At 40.6% G+C, this 18,008-nt stretch carries 15 protein-coding genes; 8 read left to right on the top strand and 7 right to left on the bottom strand.

From position 1 onward, the window contains the following. Positions 1-119: 119 nt before the first annotated feature. Together ACTQ9S_RS03810 and ACTQ9S_RS03815 are read right to left on the bottom strand one after the other, a co-directional pair. A complete protein-coding gene (locus ACTQ9S_RS03810) occupies positions 120-902 on the bottom strand; it encodes a hypothetical protein (RefSeq protein ID WP_440453836.1) in 783 nt (260 codons plus the stop codon). A 142-nt stretch (positions 903-1,044) separates the two neighbouring features. Then, positions 1,045-1,356 (bottom strand): YhbY family RNA-binding protein, encoded by a 312-nt coding sequence (locus ACTQ9S_RS03815; RefSeq protein ID WP_068037559.1) that lies wholly within the window; start codon positions 1,354-1,356, stop codon positions 1,045-1,047. A 452-nt stretch (positions 1,357-1,808) separates the two neighbouring features. On the opposite strand from ACTQ9S_RS03815, the gene ACTQ9S_RS03820 reads away from it, so the two are divergent. From ACTQ9S_RS03820 to ACTQ9S_RS03850, 7 genes are all read left to right on the top strand, one after another. Then, the gene (locus tag ACTQ9S_RS03820) at positions 1,809-2,441 is read left to right on the top strand and encodes an RlmE family RNA methyltransferase (RefSeq protein WP_068037556.1); all 633 of its coding nucleotides are present in this window, start codon (positions 1,809-1,811) and stop codon (positions 2,439-2,441) included. A gap of 271 nt (positions 2,442-2,712) precedes the next feature. After that, positions 2,713-4,605 carry an ATP-dependent zinc metalloprotease FtsH gene (gene ftsH / locus ACTQ9S_RS03825; RefSeq protein ID WP_440453838.1) on the top strand — a complete coding sequence of 631 codons (1,893 nt, stop codon included), beginning with the start codon at positions 2,713-2,715 and terminating at the stop codon, positions 4,603-4,605. A 190-nt stretch (positions 4,606-4,795) separates the two neighbouring features. Further along, positions 4,796-5,698 (top strand): dihydropteroate synthase, encoded by a 903-nt coding sequence (gene folP / locus ACTQ9S_RS03830; protein WP_440453840.1) that lies wholly within the window; start codon positions 4,796-4,798, stop codon positions 5,696-5,698. Positions 5,699-5,770: 72 nt separating this feature from the next. Next, positions 5,771-6,052 carry an FAD assembly factor SdhE gene (locus ACTQ9S_RS03835; RefSeq protein WP_068037546.1) on the top strand — a complete coding sequence of 94 codons (282 nt, stop codon included), beginning with the start codon at positions 5,771-5,773 and terminating at the stop codon, positions 6,050-6,052. 32 nt (positions 6,053-6,084) lie between these two features. Beyond that, positions 6,085-6,549: a hypothetical protein gene (locus ACTQ9S_RS03840; RefSeq protein WP_440453842.1), complete on the top strand. Its 465-nt coding sequence runs from the start codon at positions 6,085-6,087 to the stop codon at positions 6,547-6,549. 221 nt (positions 6,550-6,770) lie between these two features. Next, the gene (locus ACTQ9S_RS03845) at positions 6,771-7,487 is read left to right on the top strand and encodes a YidB family protein (RefSeq protein WP_068037542.1); all 717 of its coding nucleotides are present in this window, start codon (positions 6,771-6,773) and stop codon (positions 7,485-7,487) included. Between the two features lie 324 nt (positions 7,488-7,811). Continuing rightward, positions 7,812-9,269 (top strand): anion permease, encoded by a 1,458-nt coding sequence (locus ACTQ9S_RS03850; RefSeq protein WP_440454037.1) that lies wholly within the window; start codon positions 7,812-7,814, stop codon positions 9,267-9,269. A 78-nt stretch (positions 9,270-9,347) separates the two neighbouring features. Here the strand turns inward: ACTQ9S_RS03850 and ACTQ9S_RS03855 are convergent, their stop codons facing one another. From ACTQ9S_RS03855 to trmB, 3 genes are all read right to left on the bottom strand, one after another. Continuing rightward, on the bottom strand, positions 9,348-10,487 hold the full coding sequence (locus ACTQ9S_RS03855) for a regulatory protein RecX (RefSeq protein WP_440453844.1): 1,140 nt from the start codon (positions 10,485-10,487) through the stop codon (positions 9,348-9,350). A 40-nt stretch (positions 10,488-10,527) separates the two neighbouring features. After that, on the bottom strand, positions 10,528-11,586 hold the full coding sequence (gene recA, locus ACTQ9S_RS03860) for a recombinase RecA (RefSeq protein WP_068037536.1): 1,059 nt from the start codon (positions 11,584-11,586) through the stop codon (positions 10,528-10,530). A 1,241-nt stretch (positions 11,587-12,827) separates the two neighbouring features. Then, complete coding sequence (gene trmB, locus ACTQ9S_RS03865) at positions 12,828-13,661, bottom strand: tRNA (guanosine(46)-N7)-methyltransferase TrmB (protein WP_440453846.1); 834 nt, start codon at positions 13,659-13,661, stop codon at positions 12,828-12,830. Between the two features lie 308 nt (positions 13,662-13,969). Here trmB and ACTQ9S_RS03870 point away from each other — a divergent pair, with 308 nt between their 5' ends. Beyond that, the gene (locus ACTQ9S_RS03870; RefSeq protein WP_440453848.1) at positions 13,970-14,899 is read left to right on the top strand and encodes a DUF2628 domain-containing protein; all 930 of its coding nucleotides are present in this window, start codon (positions 13,970-13,972) and stop codon (positions 14,897-14,899) included. A 107-nt stretch (positions 14,900-15,006) separates the two neighbouring features. Here the strand turns inward: ACTQ9S_RS03870 and ACTQ9S_RS03875 are convergent, their stop codons facing one another. Beyond that, positions 15,007-16,896, bottom strand: coding sequence for a monovalent cation:proton antiporter-2 (CPA2) family protein (locus ACTQ9S_RS03875; protein WP_068037528.1), 1,890 nt, complete (start codon positions 16,894-16,896; stop codon positions 15,007-15,009). 207 nt (positions 16,897-17,103) lie between these two features. Continuing rightward, positions 17,104-17,808, bottom strand: coding sequence for a hypothetical protein (locus ACTQ9S_RS03880; RefSeq protein WP_068037525.1), 705 nt, complete (start codon positions 17,806-17,808; stop codon positions 17,104-17,106). Positions 17,809-18,008: the final 200 nt, after the last annotated feature.

Genomic DNA, 18,008 nt, shown 5'->3' on the forward strand with positions numbered 1-18,008 from the left:
TAATGCTCTTTATGACATTACTGAGTTTTTTTATGTTTATTCTTATACTTGTTAAACTGCAATCAAAAACATCTGTTTTTAGCTGTCTGATAAGGTCGTCTAATAATTATAAAGCTCATTTAAGACAACGTTGATTTAGACAGTGCAGCTTGGTAATCCAGTTTTGACCAATGATACTGCTGATGAAAGTCGGGCGGGGTAGCATGAGCCGATGCGAAGTATAAATTGGTTTTATCAAAACGTAGAATTACGCAAGGATGTAGCAGCTCGATGCCAATATCAGCAGGCGATTCAGAATTGGAATAGTCAGATGATATTTGTTCTAAATACAATCCAAAGCTACGTTGATACTGATAGTATGGAATAAATTTAGCAGCAGTTAAATCTATAGCGAGACTTGCCAGTCTAAGAGATGGTTTCAGACCAATTACGCTTTTTATCTGTTGGCCTGAAAAGTTGTCTTTCCAAATGATATGAGCCTTTGTCTTGCTATCTGATTGTAGTAATGGTTCTGGAGGTAGCGTCGATGGAGTGCGATAGTCGTTAAACTTATACAGTGCATATTGCCCATTGGGGCTGGCGTTGATTTCGATATAGCTGGTCGTTTCGTTATCACCAATAGCTTTACTACTAATAAAACACTCCAAGCAAGTCTGCTCCCACAAGTAATCATTGAAACTGACCTGTGTTTGTTGCCATGCGGGCCAATCTAGTTGCGCAGCTAAGGTAGGTGATGGCAGCTGAACTTGATAACTCAGCCAAAGTTGTCGCTTGGGCTGATAAATGATTGAAGCACTTACGCTAATTCGAATTTGCAGGAGCTGATCAATGGGTACACCAATCTGCTTTGCATCTGTAAATAGATTTTCGGTTGCAAGTTTTAGGTTGAATAGCTGACTCATGACAAAAGTGACCTAACAGAGATTTTCAATATAGAATATATTAAGTGAGAGATAACATAAAAGCCGCGAGCAATGATGCGTCGCGGCTTTTATAATTATAACCGTTGTATGGGTTTAACCAATATCATTCATTGCTCATTTGCTATTGAGCATGGCGTACTAGGTTTGACAACTTAGGGTTGGCATTTGGATTCTGGCGTAGTAATAATGCCATACGTCCAATAGTATGAATCACCTCAGCCTTAGCAGCAGTAGCAAGTTCCGTACTGACCAAGTCGCGGTCATGTTTACTACCAGCAGGTAGTTTTACTTTAATAAGTTCATGATCAGTCAAAGCACGGTCAATCTCTTCAGTGATGGCAGGAGTAATGCCATTATTACCGATCATAACGACAGGTTTGAGCTCATGACCAATACCTTTTAAGCGTTTAATCGTAGCGTTATCGAGTTGCATAGTATTCCTAAATTCTAGTAAAAATAAAAGACAGTCTTAAAATAGTTGCGTTGTTATAACGAGTCATAATAAATAAGAAGCAATGTTATTTAAACAATATCATTAAAACAATGTTATTAAAAAAGTTAATATTCATTATAAATAATCTGTGACCATCTTGCATGAAATCATCAGTATTTTGCACGATTTTACGTGATGAAAATGTTAAACTGATTAACTTGCCGCATTATAGACGCTGCTGAGTCATAAAGCTGTTAAATCATTACTAATGCTATTAATTTTATTAACTATATAGATTTATTCTAAATAGGCAGTCTTAAAAGTAAAATAGGCATTGCAGATTTAATGCTTAAACCCCACTACAGGTAAATACTGTCGAATATAAAAAATATAAATTTAAATAGTTGTACATTGTCACATTGTCACGTTGTAAAGTAATAGGAGCAGGTATTTTGGCCACGCGTATTGAGAATAAAGGTTTGTCAAAAAGTAGTAGTGCTTGGATGAAAGAGCATATTGACGACTATTATGTGAAACAAGCACAAAAAGATGGCTACCGTGCACGTGCTGCTTATAAGTTGCTTGAGATAAACGATAAAGCCAAATTGATATCTCCTGGTATGACTGTAGTAGATTTAGGCAGTGCTCCTGGCAGTTGGTCACAGGTTGCAATTAAACTAGTTGGTGAACGAGGTACTTTAATTGCGTCTGATATCTTGCCTATGGATGCTTTAGCAGATGTGAAGTTTATTCAAGGCGACTTTAGAGAAGCAGAAGTTTTTGACAAAATCATGGCTGAGGTCGGTGGCAAGCAAGTAGATGTGGTATTGTCTGATATGGCACCTAACACAGCAGGGAATAGTTCTATTGATCAACCCCGAATGATGTACTTATGCGAGCTGGCTGTAGACTTTGCTTTGGATACCTTACCAGAAGGTGGCGCGCTTATTATGAAAGTGTTTCAAGGTGAGGGCTCACAAGAATTACGCAAGCAGATGCAGTCTAAATTTAGTAAGATTCGTAGTATGAAGCCTGCAGCATCTAGACCACGATCAAAAGAGATGTTCTGGATAGCAATAAAATAACTTGTTGTTTCAATAGGTTGTAGCTAATAAATAGTCTATTATTAACTTTATAAAGTACGTCATATAAGGTGCGAAAACCGCTACAATTGTTAACTGAATAAACGCAGCTTTCGCTTGAATTGTGCAGGTTAAAACCACATATCATAATATATTAACTTTGTTTTGTTTCAAGCAAAGTCGTCTGATAATGTATGATGAATTTATATTACATTTATATATGGGCGTCACGTGTTTAGTAAACACACCAATAAGTAAGGGATGGGAATAACTAGTGAGCGACATGGTAAAAAATACCTTATTGTGGCTGGTGGTAATCGGCGTTTTGGTGCTGGTGTTTAGTGGCTTTGATCAATCATCTGAGCCAGATAACCTTAACTACTCTGAGTTTGTGACCGCAGTGTCCGAAAACCAAGTAGCCAGTGTTGAGATTGACGGCGAGCAAATCATCGGCGAGAAGAAAAATGGCTCATCTTTTGAGACCATTAGGCCAGCTGTGACTGATGAGCAGCTAATGCCACTATTGCGTGAGAACCAAGTCGAAGTCCAAGGGACTGCGCCTAAACGTCAAAGCGTGTTAATGCAATTGTTAATAGCCAGTTTCCCAATCCTATTGATTATTGGTCTGTTCTTGTTCTTCATGCGTAACATGCAAGGGGGCGCTGGCGGTAAGGGCGGCGGTCCAATGAGCTTTGGTAAATCTAAAGCTAAAATGCTGACTGAAGACCAAATCAACGTCAACTTCGAAGACGTTGCTGGTTGTGAAGAAGCCAAAGAAGAAGTGGTGGAAGTTGTCGAGTTCTTACGTGATCCCGATAAGTTTACCAAGCTTGGTGCGACGATTCCACGTGGTATTTTGATGGTAGGTCCTCCTGGTACTGGTAAAACGTTGCTAGCACGAGCCATTGCTGGTGAAGCTAAAGTACCGTTCTTCTCAATTTCAGGTTCTGATTTTGTTGAGATGTTCGTCGGTGTCGGTGCATCTCGTGTACGTGACATGTTTGAACAAGCCAAGAAAAGTGCGCCTTGTATCATCTTTATTGATGAGATTGATGCAGTCGGTCGCCATCGTGGCTCTGGTATGGGCGGCGGTAATGACGAGCGTGAACAGACGCTTAACCAGTTGCTGGTCGAGATGGATGGTTTTGAAGGTAATGAAGGCGTTATTGTCATCGCTGCGACTAACCGTGCAGATGTTCTCGATAAAGCATTGTTGCGTCCGGGTCGTTTTGACCGTCAGGTGCAAGTAGGCTTGCCAGATATTAAAGGCCGTGAGCAAATTTTAAAAGTGCATTTGAGAAAACTACCGAATACTATCGGTGTTGATGCCAATGCACTTGCTCGTGGTACTCCTGGATTCAGTGGCGCACAGCTTGCTAACCTTGTAAACGAAGCAGCATTGTTTGCAGCACGTCGTAATAAAAGTAGCGTCGACATGAATGATTTTGAAGATGCTAAAGATAAGTTGTACATGGGTCCTGAGCGTAAATCAATGGTGATACGCGAAGAAGAGCGCCGTGCAACTGCTTATCATGAGGCGGGCCATGCATTGGTCGCTGAGCTATTGCCAGGTACGGATCCTGTGCATAAAGTGACTATTATGCCGCGTGGTTTTGCGCTTGGTGTGACTTGGCAATTGCCTGAGCACGATCAAACTAGTATGTATAAGTCAAAAATGCTAAGCGATATCGCTATATTATTCGGTGGTCGTATTGCTGAAGAAGTATTTATTAATCAGCAGTCGACAGGCGCTTCTAACGACTTTGAGCGTGCAACTAAAATGGCGCGCGCCATGGTTACTAAGTATGGTATGTCTGATGCCCTTGGTATTATGGTGTATGAAGATGATGATAGCTCGCAAGGATATTTCGGTTCTAGTAACCGTACTATCTCAGAAGCGACGCAGCAAAAAGTTGATGAAGAAGTACGCCGGATGTTAGAAGAGCAGTATGATATTGCTCGTGAGCTGATCGAAGGTAATCAAGATAAAATGCATGCAATGGTTGATGCCTTAATGAAATGGGAAACGATTGACCGTGATCAGTTGCAGGATATCCTAGCAGGTGAAGATCCACGTCCACCAAAAGTTTACCAACATGAAGTCAATCTCGCAAAAGGTAATATTAAGCCAACGGGTTTAACTCCACCACCATTGCCAGCGATGTAAAGTTAAAAGTCATTCAATAATTTATGCAAAAGCCCTTTTTCTTAAAGGGCTTTTTTATTGGTATAAATTTACTGGTATGATGAGCTAAATTTATTTGCTTCGGTATTTATCTTCTTGTAGAACATAACTGAGACCGATCATTTAGCAAAGCATATTTATTTATAAAACAATTATTAATAATGGATTAATTATGGCATTGTTCCTCCCTTTACCAGCTTATACTCTGTCTAGTGGCAATAAAGTTTTAGATTTATCTCAACCACATATAATGGGCATTTTGAATGTAACACCTGACTCATTCTCGGATGGTGGACAATTCAATGCCATTGATAAAGCCGTTGCACACTGTCAAGAAATGCTGGAGGCAGGAGCGACTATTATCGATATTGGGGGCGAATCTACACGTCCAAATGCGGATGCCGTTGATACTATTGAAGAAGTACAGCGCGTGGTGCCAGTTGTCAAAGCCATCAGACAACATCTTGGCGATGCAGTTTGGCTATCTATTGATACTAGTAATCCTGCAGTTATAGAGACTGCGTTTGAAGCAGGTGCAGACATTTGGAATGATGTGCGTGCTCTCAAGCGCGAGGGTGCAGTAGCTATGGCGGTCAAACTTGATATACCAGTCATGCTTATGCATATGCGTGGTGAGCCGACAACCATGAATCATTTAGCGCAGTATAATAATGTAGTTAGCGATGTCATTGCTGAGTTAGCCGCTCGTATCGATGAGGTAACAAGCTTTGGCGTGAAGCGTGATAAGATAGTTATTGACCCAGGCTTTGGTTTCGCTAAAAACTATGACCATCACTGCGCCTTATTAACACAGCTTGATAGCTTGCAAATACTTGGGTTACCAATGATGTTTGGTGTTTCGCGCAAGCGTTTTTTAGCAGAAGTATTGGCCAATAGCGGAGTCAATATGATCGCAGAGACTAAAGCATCTGATCGTGATGCAGTAGGGACTGCCGCTGGTTTGCTGGCTTTGCAACAAGGCGCAAGCATTATTCGTACCCATAATGTGCCAATGATGCAGCAGGCAGTGGCATTATGGAAACAGTTATCCACTCATAATCAGCATAAAGCCTAACTATCATAATTATTATTCGATGATTAAAAATCAAACTTCTATTTAAATATATCTTTAATTGAGACCGTACCTATGACAGCAATAACCCAACCAGAACCAACTAACGAACAGCGCCGTATTATTTATCAAGCACGCCGTGGATTGAAAGAGTTAGATTTCTATATTGATCCTTACGTTAAAGAGCTTTACTTGACAGCAGCGCCTGCTGAGCAAGAGGCTTTTGCGCAAATGCTTACTCATGAAGACCCAGATTTACTGGATTACTTTACCAATCAAGCTCGTCCAGAAAACGAAGCGATATGGACATTAGTAAATAAAATTAAGACATGGCGCCATGCTAAAGATTCACTATAAAAATCTGGTTCTCTCTTATGCTTGACAACGCTATGGCTCCGTCGCAAACCAATCCGTTACGTATTGATACTGCTGTTAATTCTAGCAGTTATCTTCGTGCGCTCATATATATCGGATTGCTAAGTGCGCTGGTATTACTATTATGGCTTGCCGAATTATCATTGTGGCAAGATGTTGTGATACTGGTTGTCAGTGCAGTAGTAGTAAGCTATTTGGCTTTATCACGTCCAATATTGTTACATTTGAGTCAGCCACCTTTGTATAAGCAAGTGAGTCAGGATTGGCAATTACTTATGCGTACTGGCCGCGGCGATGAGCTATGGCTGGCTGAGCTTAATAATATACATCGTTATCATTGGTTGATAACTTTTGAGTTTATGACTGTCGAGCCTTTTAAGCGCACTCTGACAGTGACCGTTTTTCGTGATCAAGTCAGTCGTAATGAATGGCGACAGCTAAATATTTTAGCGAATATATCAGGTGAAAAAATTGTTTAAAGTCGTCTGTTTCAGGCAAAATTTACATGGGTAATATGATTGTATAAATTTTTTATATTCAATGTTTCATTATTCTCTAACGAAGTCCTACGCGTTATAACAAAATACCTATCCTGCTAGTTAAAACGGTTTGTTATATTAGATAGCAGGTCAGATTATGCTTTTAACAGCTCTGATGTCAGGTATGACAATACGATTATAAATAATAAGAGGATAATACTATGAGTTTATTAGGAAATTTAATTACACAAGTCGCCCGTAGTGCTATGGATCCAGAAGATTCTAAACGCAACCCAGTCAATCAGAATATTAATCCGCGTCGTACTGGTGGTCTTGGTGATATTTTAGGTGGGGTATTAACAGGTAGTCGCAATCAAACACGTGAATATAATCCGCAACAATATGATAAACAGCCAGGTAATGGCTTTGGTTTGGATGATATTTTAGGAGGTTTGACTGGTGGCAATCAGCGCGGTGGTATGAGCTCTGGTGCAGGCGGCTTAGGTGATATCTTAGGTAGCGTATTAGGCAGTCAGCGTACTAGAAGCGGTTTCGGTGGTAAAGGTATGCTAGTGGCGGCTCTTATGCCTATGGTACTAAGCTGGATTCAACGTAACGGTGGACTTAGCGGCGCATTGTCTAAAGTCACAGGAATGGGTTATGACAATCAAGCACGCTCTTGGATGAGTAATCATGAACTTAATGATAACTTGGATCCTAATGATGTCAGTCGTTTATTTGACGAGAATGAAATTCAACAAGTCGCTGCGCATACTGGTGCCAATGATGTAGAAGTACGCCAAGGTCTGGCTGAGCTACTGCCAGAAGTCTTTAATCAGCTAACGCCACATGGCAATTTGGACAATGAATCAGAAGCCAATCAAGAGATTGATCAGATTGTTAGTCAATTATCTAGTCGTCTTGGTACGCTGAAATAAGACAAGTATTTTTTAATTTCAGTACACTATGTTTTGGTTTAAAAAAGAGTGCGTTTAATAACGCACTCTTTTTTTATGGCCAATAATTAATAATCAGAAACTCGTGGCACTCTTAGCATTAAGTGACATTGTTAACATTAAATAGTTATGTTAAAAAAAGTGAGCAATAAAGCAGCATTAGTCTAATCGTTATATCATAGCTATATAATTAGTTAATGACTGCTTCATTATATGTTTTTTTATCTATTTACAGTTTCAGGTTTTGTTGAAGCTGATGAATAAGATATTACTACCTACTATACGTGTGATAAGGTTGAGCTGATGATGCCATTTAAACCTTTTCCTGCCGCGATTGCCGTCTTAGTTGGCTTGATTATCTGGTTCGTTATTCCAGTTCCTGCTGACGTTACACCTGAAGCTTGGCATATGCTGGCGTTGTTTATTGCTACGATTGTTGCCATTATTGGTAAAGTTTTACCGATTGGCGCAATTGCCATTATTGCAGTGACATTAGTGGCTGTCACTGGCGTGACTAATGAGAGCCCGAAAGAGGCAATCAGTGATGCTCTCTCAAGCTACTCAAGCCCGCTTATTTGGCTGATCGGTATCGCGGTAATGATATCGCGAGGATTGATTAAGACTGGTTTGGGACGCCGTATTGCTTATTACTTTATCTCTATTTTCGGCAAAAAATCGATTGGTGTGGCTTATTCCCTAACTGCAGCTGAGTTAATGATTGCACCTATTACGCCCTCTAATACTGCCCGTGGTGGCGGTATTATTCACCCTATTATGAAATCCATCGCGCAGAGTTTCCATTCAACTCCAGAAGAAGGTACTCAAAAAAAGATTGGCCGTTATTTAGCAATGGTGAATTATCATGCTAACCCAATCACTTCGGGCATGTTTATTACTGCAACCGCACCCAACCCTCTGGTCGTAGATTTAGTTAACAAAGCAACAGGTGGTGACATTCAACTGTCTTGGACAACATGGGCAGTGGCGATGTTTGTACCTGGGATGCTATGTTTAATATTGATGCCACTGGTCATTTATGTCATTTATCCACCTGACTTAAAAGTTACACCCAACGCCAAAAAATTCGCTACAGAAAATTTGGATGAAATGGGGAGTATCAGTAAGCAAGAAAAGATTATGCTCGGTGTCTTTGCACTGATGTTGATACTGTGGGCGAATATTCCTGCTCTTATATTCGGTGAAGTCTTTAGTGTTGATGCCACGACGACGGCTTTTATTGGATTGACGACTTTGATATTAACTGGTGTACTCACGTGGGAGGATGTGCTCAAAGAAAAGTCTGCTTGGGATACTATTATTTGGTTCGGTGCGCTAATTATGATGGCGTCTTACCTAAATAAGCTTGGTTTGATCAGCTGGTTTTCTAGCAACATCGAGTCAATGATTGGTACGACTGGGGTTGGTTGGATGGGTGCAGTAGCGATTTTGACCTTGGTTTATTTGTATATCCATTATTTCTTTGCCAGTACGACTGCTCATATTACAGCGCTATTCGCAGCCTTTTACGCAGTAGGGTTAAGCTTAGGTGCACCGCCAATGTTATATGCGTTAATACTTGCGGCAGCAGGCAACATCATGATGACCTTGACTCATTATGCGACAGGTACCGCTCCAGTTATCTTTAACTCAGATTATGTGACATTAGGGGAGTGGTGGGGTATTGGCGCGATAATGAGTGTGGTTAACTTAGTCGTTTGGATAGGTGCAGGTCTGGTTTGGTGGAAAGTGCTCGGCTATTATTAAACGTGCGTACATATTATTAATAGGGTTCATTCATTGCGTTCTAAATACTTTAACCTAATCAATCTGCAAGAAAATTAGCTAAAAGCGTTCATCTAACGTCTCTAACGTATAGTTGAGCGCGGCAAAACAGATATCACTCTTAAATCCACGATATTGTAAAAACCGCAGCTGGCGTGCTTTGTCTTTTTGCTCAATAGGGATGTCGTTTCCATATTTTTTGGTACGTGCAGCTACCGCAAGCTTTAGCCAGTCGACGCCTTCCACTAAGCTTTCTGGATCCTCATCAACGAACTCGCTAAATTCATCAGACTCTGTATTTGCCATGTCAATTAGCTCATCTATATTGCTAGGTATGGCTATTTTTTTGCGATAGAACTCTTGTTTGATGCGTCCACGTCCACGACCTTTACGGATATTTTCCCGAATAAGCATCAAGGTAGTACGGTAATCACTTTGATAACCCTTCTCTTCAAACTCATCGAGTAGTTCATCAATTTTGGTAGGATCTTGCTCTTTATCGAGTAGTTTTTGTTTTAATTCAGCTTTGCCATATTCGCGGCGCGATAAATAGTAAAACGCTAACCAGCGTAGGCGGCTTTCAGCTTTGATAGCATCTACTTCTGCTTGTCGCTGCTCAGGTGTACGTAGGTAGGCTTTTAACGCGGATGGTAAGTTGTCCGTTTGATTAACTTCACTACAGTCTTTTTCTGGCTCTGATAAGTGCTCATCGGTGCGACTAATTGTGTTGTCGTCGCTAATTTTATCTATATCTGAAAATTCTTTTATATTGGACTTATCGACTATAGCGTCAGCATGAACGTTACGTTTAACTTCTGCTAGCATCTCTTTGATACTTTGCGATGTAGGAAGCTGGTAAGTAGGTATGTCATTAGCTTCAGGCTCAAAATTGACAGCCGGATGAAAGCGCTTTTTCCGCTTTTTCGATTTAGACTTAGAAGATTTGGATGAGTGGTCAGGAGAGAAAAATGAGGTAGTATCGTTGTCGGAGTTATCAAAGGTTTGAGAAGGCTCGTCATCCTTAAGATCTGCGCGCCTAGGACTAGATTTTGCATATTTTGATTTATCTACAGATTGTTTTATTTTGGCAGGTTTTTTAGATAAATACTTTTGAGTGGTTGTTTTTTGTTTAGAGACAGGAGTACTAGCTGAATCGGCTTCCGATTCAGCTAGAATTTCGGCTAATGTTTTAATTTTCATAAGAAATCAAGATTATTGATAATGATTAGTGATTAAGCTGCTATTGTACAGGTTCAGAGGCCAGTTCTGCATCGGCTTCATTAGCGTCCGTTGCTTTTGCTTCTTTTTTTGATCCAAGCTTTTCGTCACGAATTTTATCTTCAATCTCTTTGGCAATAGCAGGGTTCTCTTTCAAAAACAGCACAGAGTTGGCTTTACCTTGACCGATTTTTTCATCGCCATAGCTATACCACGAGCCTGCTTTGCCAACCGCACCAATCTCAACACCCAAGTCAATCACTTCGGCTAAGTGGTTAGTACCTTCACCATAAGTGATTTCAAACTCTGCTTGGCGGAAAGGCGGTGCCATCTTATTTTTGATAACTTTAACCCGAGTTTGGTTGCCGATGATTTCATCACCATTTTTAACCGCACCAATACGACGAATGTCCATACGCACTGAGGCGTAGAACTTAAGTGCGTTACCACCTGTTGTGGTCTCAGGGCTACCAAACATGACACCGATTTTCATACGGATTTGGTTAATAAATACTACCATACAGTTAGAGCGTTTAGCATTACCAGTAATCTTACGTAAGGCTTGGCTCATCAAGCGTGCTTGCAAACCCATATGTGAGTCGCCCATCTCGCCCTCAATCTCTGCACGCGGCGTCAAGGCAGCAACTGAATCAATAACAATCATATCAACCGCCCCAGAACGCACAAGCATGTCAGTGATTTCAAGCGCTTGCTCACCATTATCAGGCTGAGAGAGCAATAGTTCATCAGTATTCACGCCAAGCTTGCGCGCATAAACTGGATCTAGTGCATGCTCAGCATCAATAAAGGCACAGATACCACCTTGCTTTTGGCATTCTGCAATAGCTTGTAGCGTCATGGTAGTTTTACCAGAGCTTTCTGGGCCATAAATCTCAACGATACGGCCTTTTGGTAGGCCACCAATGCCAAGGGCAATGTCTAGACCTAATGAGCCTGTTGATACCACATCAACATCCAAAATGGCAGAGTCGTCACCTAGATGCATGATGGTGTTTTTGCCAAATTGCTTTTCAATTTGACCCAGTGCCGCTTTAAGTGCTTTGGCTTTATTGTCGTCCATAATGGAGTCCTTATCATAAAAGAGTAATTCGAAAGTTTGAATGTATAGTGATAATTAAACAAAAATTTTTAATACATGGGTCGTCTATCTTAACCTACTTTTAATTTCATATTTATCTTAGCTAAAACGCTATAAGAATACTTTGTCCCACTATACAGTAAAAAATATCGATAATAAAAGTAGAAAAAAGTTTGGAGAAGTGATGTCTTTAGGTGTGTTATTTGATGAAGTAATTATAGCAAAATCTGACTGCTACATCTTGACCTGATACAGAACAAGCGACAACAGCTGTCGCATGATTTAAATTGACGAAAAAGTTAAATGAAATAGTAGAAATTCTTACTATTAATATGGTAACTTAGACTCACTACCAGCCAAATTTGTCAATAAAAATATTAAGTTGTCCACAGAAAATAATAGGCTCTAAAGTCTCGTTCGTGAAACATAGGTTAGTATGAAAAATATTTGAAATTAATTTCTAAAAAGTTATTTTTACTTTTTTAATAACATAAGTTATTGATTCTAATATTAATTTAAATTGTACAAAAAATGAACGATTTTACCTAAGGCATTAGTGTATCAAGCTAGATACGTGTCAAGTAGGCACTTATCCACATACTTATCCACAGCTTATGGGGAAAACTCATCAAACCCTTATGCTATCAATGTTTGCGATGATGATAAAAGCTTGAGATTCAGTCGAGATGTTTTTGTAGCTCAGATTTTATAGGAAAATCGTGCTAATTTTTATATTTTTTGACGATGTTTCACGTAGTATTGTCTCGTTACCTTTATAGTCATTATTAGCCTAAACTTTAAGAAAAACTGGAATGCTAAAATTTTTTTTGATAAAAACAATAGTTGAAAATAGCAAGAGCTCTTTGCATTATTCTGAAGATAAAGTTTTGGCTTCAAATAAAGACTAGACTGGCGTAATGTTGCATAGCCGCAATGTAGAATGAAACTTTATCAGCTAGGAAGTAGATATTTGGTAAATGCAGGAACAGAAACAGATGTCAGAGAATAGATACTAGAAAATAAGAAGGGTGGCAAAAGAATGAATGATATAACAATAAGCTAGAGTAGCGCACAACCACAAGAGTAAGTAGGGCGATACTATGTAGTTTGAGCTCATGAATCGAGTAGTTTGAGCACATGAATTGATTATATAATGTTACAAAAAAGCGGCTAAGTCGATTAGCCGCTGAATGCTGAATATAAACTATAAAAAAGATAAAAATTTAGTCTTTAGTATAAATCAAATCCCAAACACCATGACCACGTTCTAAGCCGCGACGTTCAAACTTGGTCATTGGACGAAAGTCAGGACGTGCAGTAAAGCTACCTTTACCTGCCTGATTACTGAGGCCAGCAAAGTTATCTAACACATCGACCATCCAAAATGCATAATGTTCCCAGTCGGTTGCCGTATGAAACCAGCCACCTTGCTTTAGACTGCGAGCAACTATAGCCATGCGTTCCGGACTGACAAAACGGCGCTTATAATGACGCTTTTTTTGCCACGGATCAGGGAAATAAAGTTGAATACGGTCAATATGGTTTTCTGGCAGCTGCTTCAGTAGTTGAATGGCATCACCATTGATAATTTTAACGTTAGTCAAGCCTTGTGTACCAGCCATATAGGCACATTTGCCAATACCGGGCTCATGTACTTCGACTCCAACAAAGTTGCGTGTAGGGTCAGCTGCAGCCATCTCAATAAACGAATCACCCAACCCAAAACCAATCTCTAAGGTAAGCGGAGCGTCACTGCCATTCGGCGTGTCAGCAAATAGCGAGCGCAGATCATTTATGCCCTCTAGATTGCCATCACCGAAACTATTATTCACTAAATACTGAGCAAATTCTGGATCAGTTAGTGCCAGCTCGGCATTTTTATTCATATGCGTGCGGCGTTTCATAAACGTATTGACGATACGAATGTGTTTGCTATCAGACGCTTCTGCGTCGGTCGATGCAGATTCATTGGTATTTATATCAGTGTCGATATCGGTATCAGTGGCCATGTCGTTATGGCTTTGAGAAGGGCTATCGGTGTGAGAATGTTCATTCATAAGATCTATAGAACTTAATTAAGTGACGAATATGAGCGTATTATAAGTTAAATACACCTGGGTGTGAACGTCCAATCTTATAATGAATGACCAAACTACAATGGACGTGGTTATTAGTAAGTTATCAATCGCTTACTAACGCGCTTAGATAGACGCTATATTAAGCTACCTATCGGCACTAAAGTGATATCGCATCTGCCTTTTGATTATCATATAATAAAGGTCACCTATCGACCCAATAAATCCCTATTTAGAATCCTAAATTTCAAGTAATTTTTAATCATGCACAGTTAATAGAGCCTACTGCTATGTTATTTATTGAGACGGATTCGCCACCACCGTTTTATCAAGAACAGCTGATTCCTCTCAAGCGCAAAAAGCTTGATCAATGGTTTATTGGTCATCGTACACAAGGTTATTACCTTAAGCGCTTTGCGCAGTTTGATCAGCAAGGATATCTGTCACCCAAGTGGCACTGGGCTGCGTTCTTTATTACCTTACCTTGGCTGCTATATCGTAAGCGTTACATGGACGCTCTTGTCTATAGCGTAGCTGGCTGGTCCTTTATTCAACTTAATATTGTCATCGCGCTAGTCACGTTTGAATTTGTGGCGATGCCTTATATTCCAGATGTCTATCAGATGGCAACACGTATTGGAATTGCAGCAGTTATTTGGCTGTTTTGGGCTTTTATAGTGGCTCGCTGGACCGATGCTTATTATTACCGAATGGCAAGACGTGAAATTGCGGATGCTATTAATGACCATCCACGAGACGAAGCAGCGCAACAAGCGCATCTACGCCGTGAGGGAGGAGTGAGCTTATTTGGTTTGGGGCTTGGTTTTGGATTTTTTGCTTTTGCGCTCATGGTGATCAATGTGCAGTTTTTGCCGATTATCGCCAAACAAAAGGAAAATGAGGTATTGTTTGATGCTTATGACATCACTAAAAATGCGCAGAATAGGGTCGCTCTAATCTATCAGCAAACGGGAGAGTGCCCAACCAAATTACCTCTCAGCACCGATGCACAGCAGGTACGCATGCATATTACTACGCAAGTAGAAGGTGTATCCGCTACTGACTGTGCAGTGGTGGCGACAGTTGAAAATGCCAAGTTCCCTATACGTTATCTAAATGGTCAAACCTTAGTGTTTCACCATAACCCTGATAGCGATAGCTGGAATTGTATAAGCTCACTTAATAAAAAACAGGCTCCCAAACGCTGCATGGCTAATTAAATCATGTTTGGCACTTAAAATTTAGTAGCTGTCAAACTAAGTAACTATCAAGCTAAGTAACTGTCAAACCGAGCTATCGATAAACTGAGCAATAAACCACAAATCATCTAAGCCTTAGGGTCAGTAACGACATCATCTGGGGCGTCATCAACGGGCGTTGCTTGATTCTTAAGGACTTCATAAAACTCACCTAAGTCCATCTTGCGCGCTTTACCGATATCTTCATCAAACAAGCTTTCAAGCTCAGCCATAGCCGATTGTGCTGATTCAATCAGGCGCGCCTCATCACCATAGATCGCTTGCTGACGTTCAATTAAATCGTCATCGTAGTTGCGGAAAGTTTGAATGGTCTCACGTGCTTTTTCAGGTGATATTCCAAGCAGCTGTAAGGACTCGCGCGACATATCTAACGAGGATAAGTAGGTCTCACGCCAGATATGACGCACACCGACCTCACGTAAGCGGTAATAATGCTGACGGTCACGAGCTCGCGCTAGCACAACTAAATCAGGATAGTTTTTGCGAAGATACTCAGCGGTAGTGATAGAGCGCTCTAAATCATCAACAGCGATAATAAAAATACGTGCTTTACTGATACCGGCAGCACGCAGAATTTCAGGGTTTTTTGGATCGCCATAATAGACTTGGTTACCAAATTTACGCACAAAATCCACTCGATTTGCCGAGCGTTCAATGGCAGTAAATTCGATATTATGCATGCGTAGTACTCGCCCGATAATTTGTCCGACTCGTCCAAAACCAGCGATAATGACTGGATGCTCATGGTCGGGAATCGTATCGTGTTCGCGACTAGGCTTACTTTTAGCGAACAAAGGCTCGCCGACTTTATCTAGTAATAAAAATGCCAACGGTGTGAGTGCCATAGAAATGGTTACGATTAGATTAAGCGTGTTTTCCAGTTCAGGCGCTAATACATTTTGAGTCGCCGCGACATTGAATAAAACAAAGGCAAACTCACCGCCTTGAGCTAAGGTAACACCAAGCCGAATACTGGTCGGCCAGCGATTGCCTGATATTTTTGCAATAGCAGTAATCACGGCAAACTTGATAAACATCAACGCCAACGCACAACTTATTATGAATATAGGATGCGCTAAGATAAGCTTGATATCGGTCAGCATACCTACTGACATAAAAAATAAGCCGAGCAATAAACCTTTAAATGGCTCAATACTTGCTTCTAGCTCATGACGATATTCAGAGTCAGCTAATAGTACACCGGTCAAAAATGCACCTAAAGCCATTGACAGACCGATTTGTCCCATCAAAATAGATACGCCCATGACGATAAACAAGGCGACAGCGGTCAGTAGCTCTGAAGCACCACTGGATGCTACAAACTTAAAAAATGGTCGGATAACATAACGGCTAGCAAGGATAAGACCACCAAAGACGGCAAAAACTTTGCCAAAGTAAATCAAATCGTAGCTTTGTTCGCGCACACCTGATAAAAATGGAATCACTGCTAATAATGGAATAACGGCAATATCTTGGAATAGTAAGATAGTAAATGCTTCACGCCCATGTGTACTAGAGAGTTGCTGTTTTTCGGTCAGTATCTGTAGTACAAAGGCAGTAGAAGAGAGCGCTAAGCCGAAGCCGACAATGAAAGCAGTATCTAGTCTTAGAGAGAAAAACTGATACAGAATTACCATCAATAGCGTGCCCGTAAGCCCAACTTGTAAGCCGCCAAGGACGAATATAGAGCGTCGTAGTGCCCAAAGCCGTGATGGTTGCAATTCAAGACCAATGATGAATAGCAGCATTACCACACCAAACTCAGAAAAGTGTAGCAAGCTCTCGGCATCACCTGCCACATCTAGCGCACTTGGGCCTAATATCAGTCCTGTAATCAGATAACCGAGGACAGTGGCTATACCGAAGCGTTTACCAAGTGGAACAAAAAGCAGCGCTGCACCCAAAAATATGGTGGCTTGTAACATCAAGTTTGGTGAGCCGGCAGCGGCAGCGAACATATAAAATCCTTAGCAATCAATATAAAAATATAGTCAATCTAATCTACATTAGATACGGTGTCAGGTTCGCTTAGTCTACTATTGATAGTACTTTCACTCATCTTTCCTGTAACCAAATAAGCTTAAATAAACTATAGAGCACGCTATTGTCTATTTTAAAGCTTCAAAATATAATCAATGACACGCGTAAATAAAATAATAATATGGTTATTTTTTACGGTAAATTTTCCACACTCCATTGTCCGCTAGCGGATTGCTATATGCGTCATTGCGACGCTTACGCGGCGTCTGCCGACTATCAATTATTTTGAAATCTGGCAGCGCATGGACGATAAGCCCAGTACGATAAAAGCGTATGCGTTCAGGCTCTAACATCTCGCTTTTATGGTCACGGCAAAAAACATACGCTCGCAAATCAATAAATTCACGATGGGCAACTAAGCGCGCCTCATCGTCATTATCAAATACTGACGACATACGCGCGATCTCATCAGCACTGTAATCACCGCATTTATCGGTAAGCGCACCGACCGACCCAAAGCTTTTGGATTCTTTTGCATGGGTCTTGGTTAGATGTAGGCGCTGAACATGGTAGATAAACTGTGGAATCTCAAGACTGGCCGGCAATGGTAGATAGTCGGGTGGTAGGTTGGCAGCAGGATAAAATGCCATTGCGCGCTCAAGCAGATTTTGCCAGCGTTGTTGGTAGGCTTGGACTTCTGCTAAGTTACCTTCATAAATGGGCATGTCACGAATTTGGCGCAAAATATCAGGCGGAAACTGCTCATTACGAAAGCTGAAGATATCCTCTTGCAGCGTTGATAGCAAAACCTTGGCGTGTTTTTTGCCGTCTGTTGAAGTAGGGTTGTCGATATAGTCGGGGGCGACAAAGGGCGCCGAGCGTCTAGACATAGTGTTATATCATCAATAGATAAGTTGAAAAAATACTAATAAGTATGTTTGCCAAAGTCAATCTATAGCTTAAATGGTGGTTTACAATAGTTATTATAACCATATAAGCCTGCTTGGAATGGTTTTTTTTGAAATCGGGTAAGCAAAAGCTTGATAAAAGTTGTTAAGGTGATTTTAACGGAAGAGGCAAACGAGGTTAT

Source organism: Psychrobacter sp. ASPA161_9, from assembly GCF_051970275.1.
Taxonomy (GTDB): domain Bacteria; phylum Pseudomonadota; class Gammaproteobacteria; order Pseudomonadales; family Moraxellaceae; genus Psychrobacter.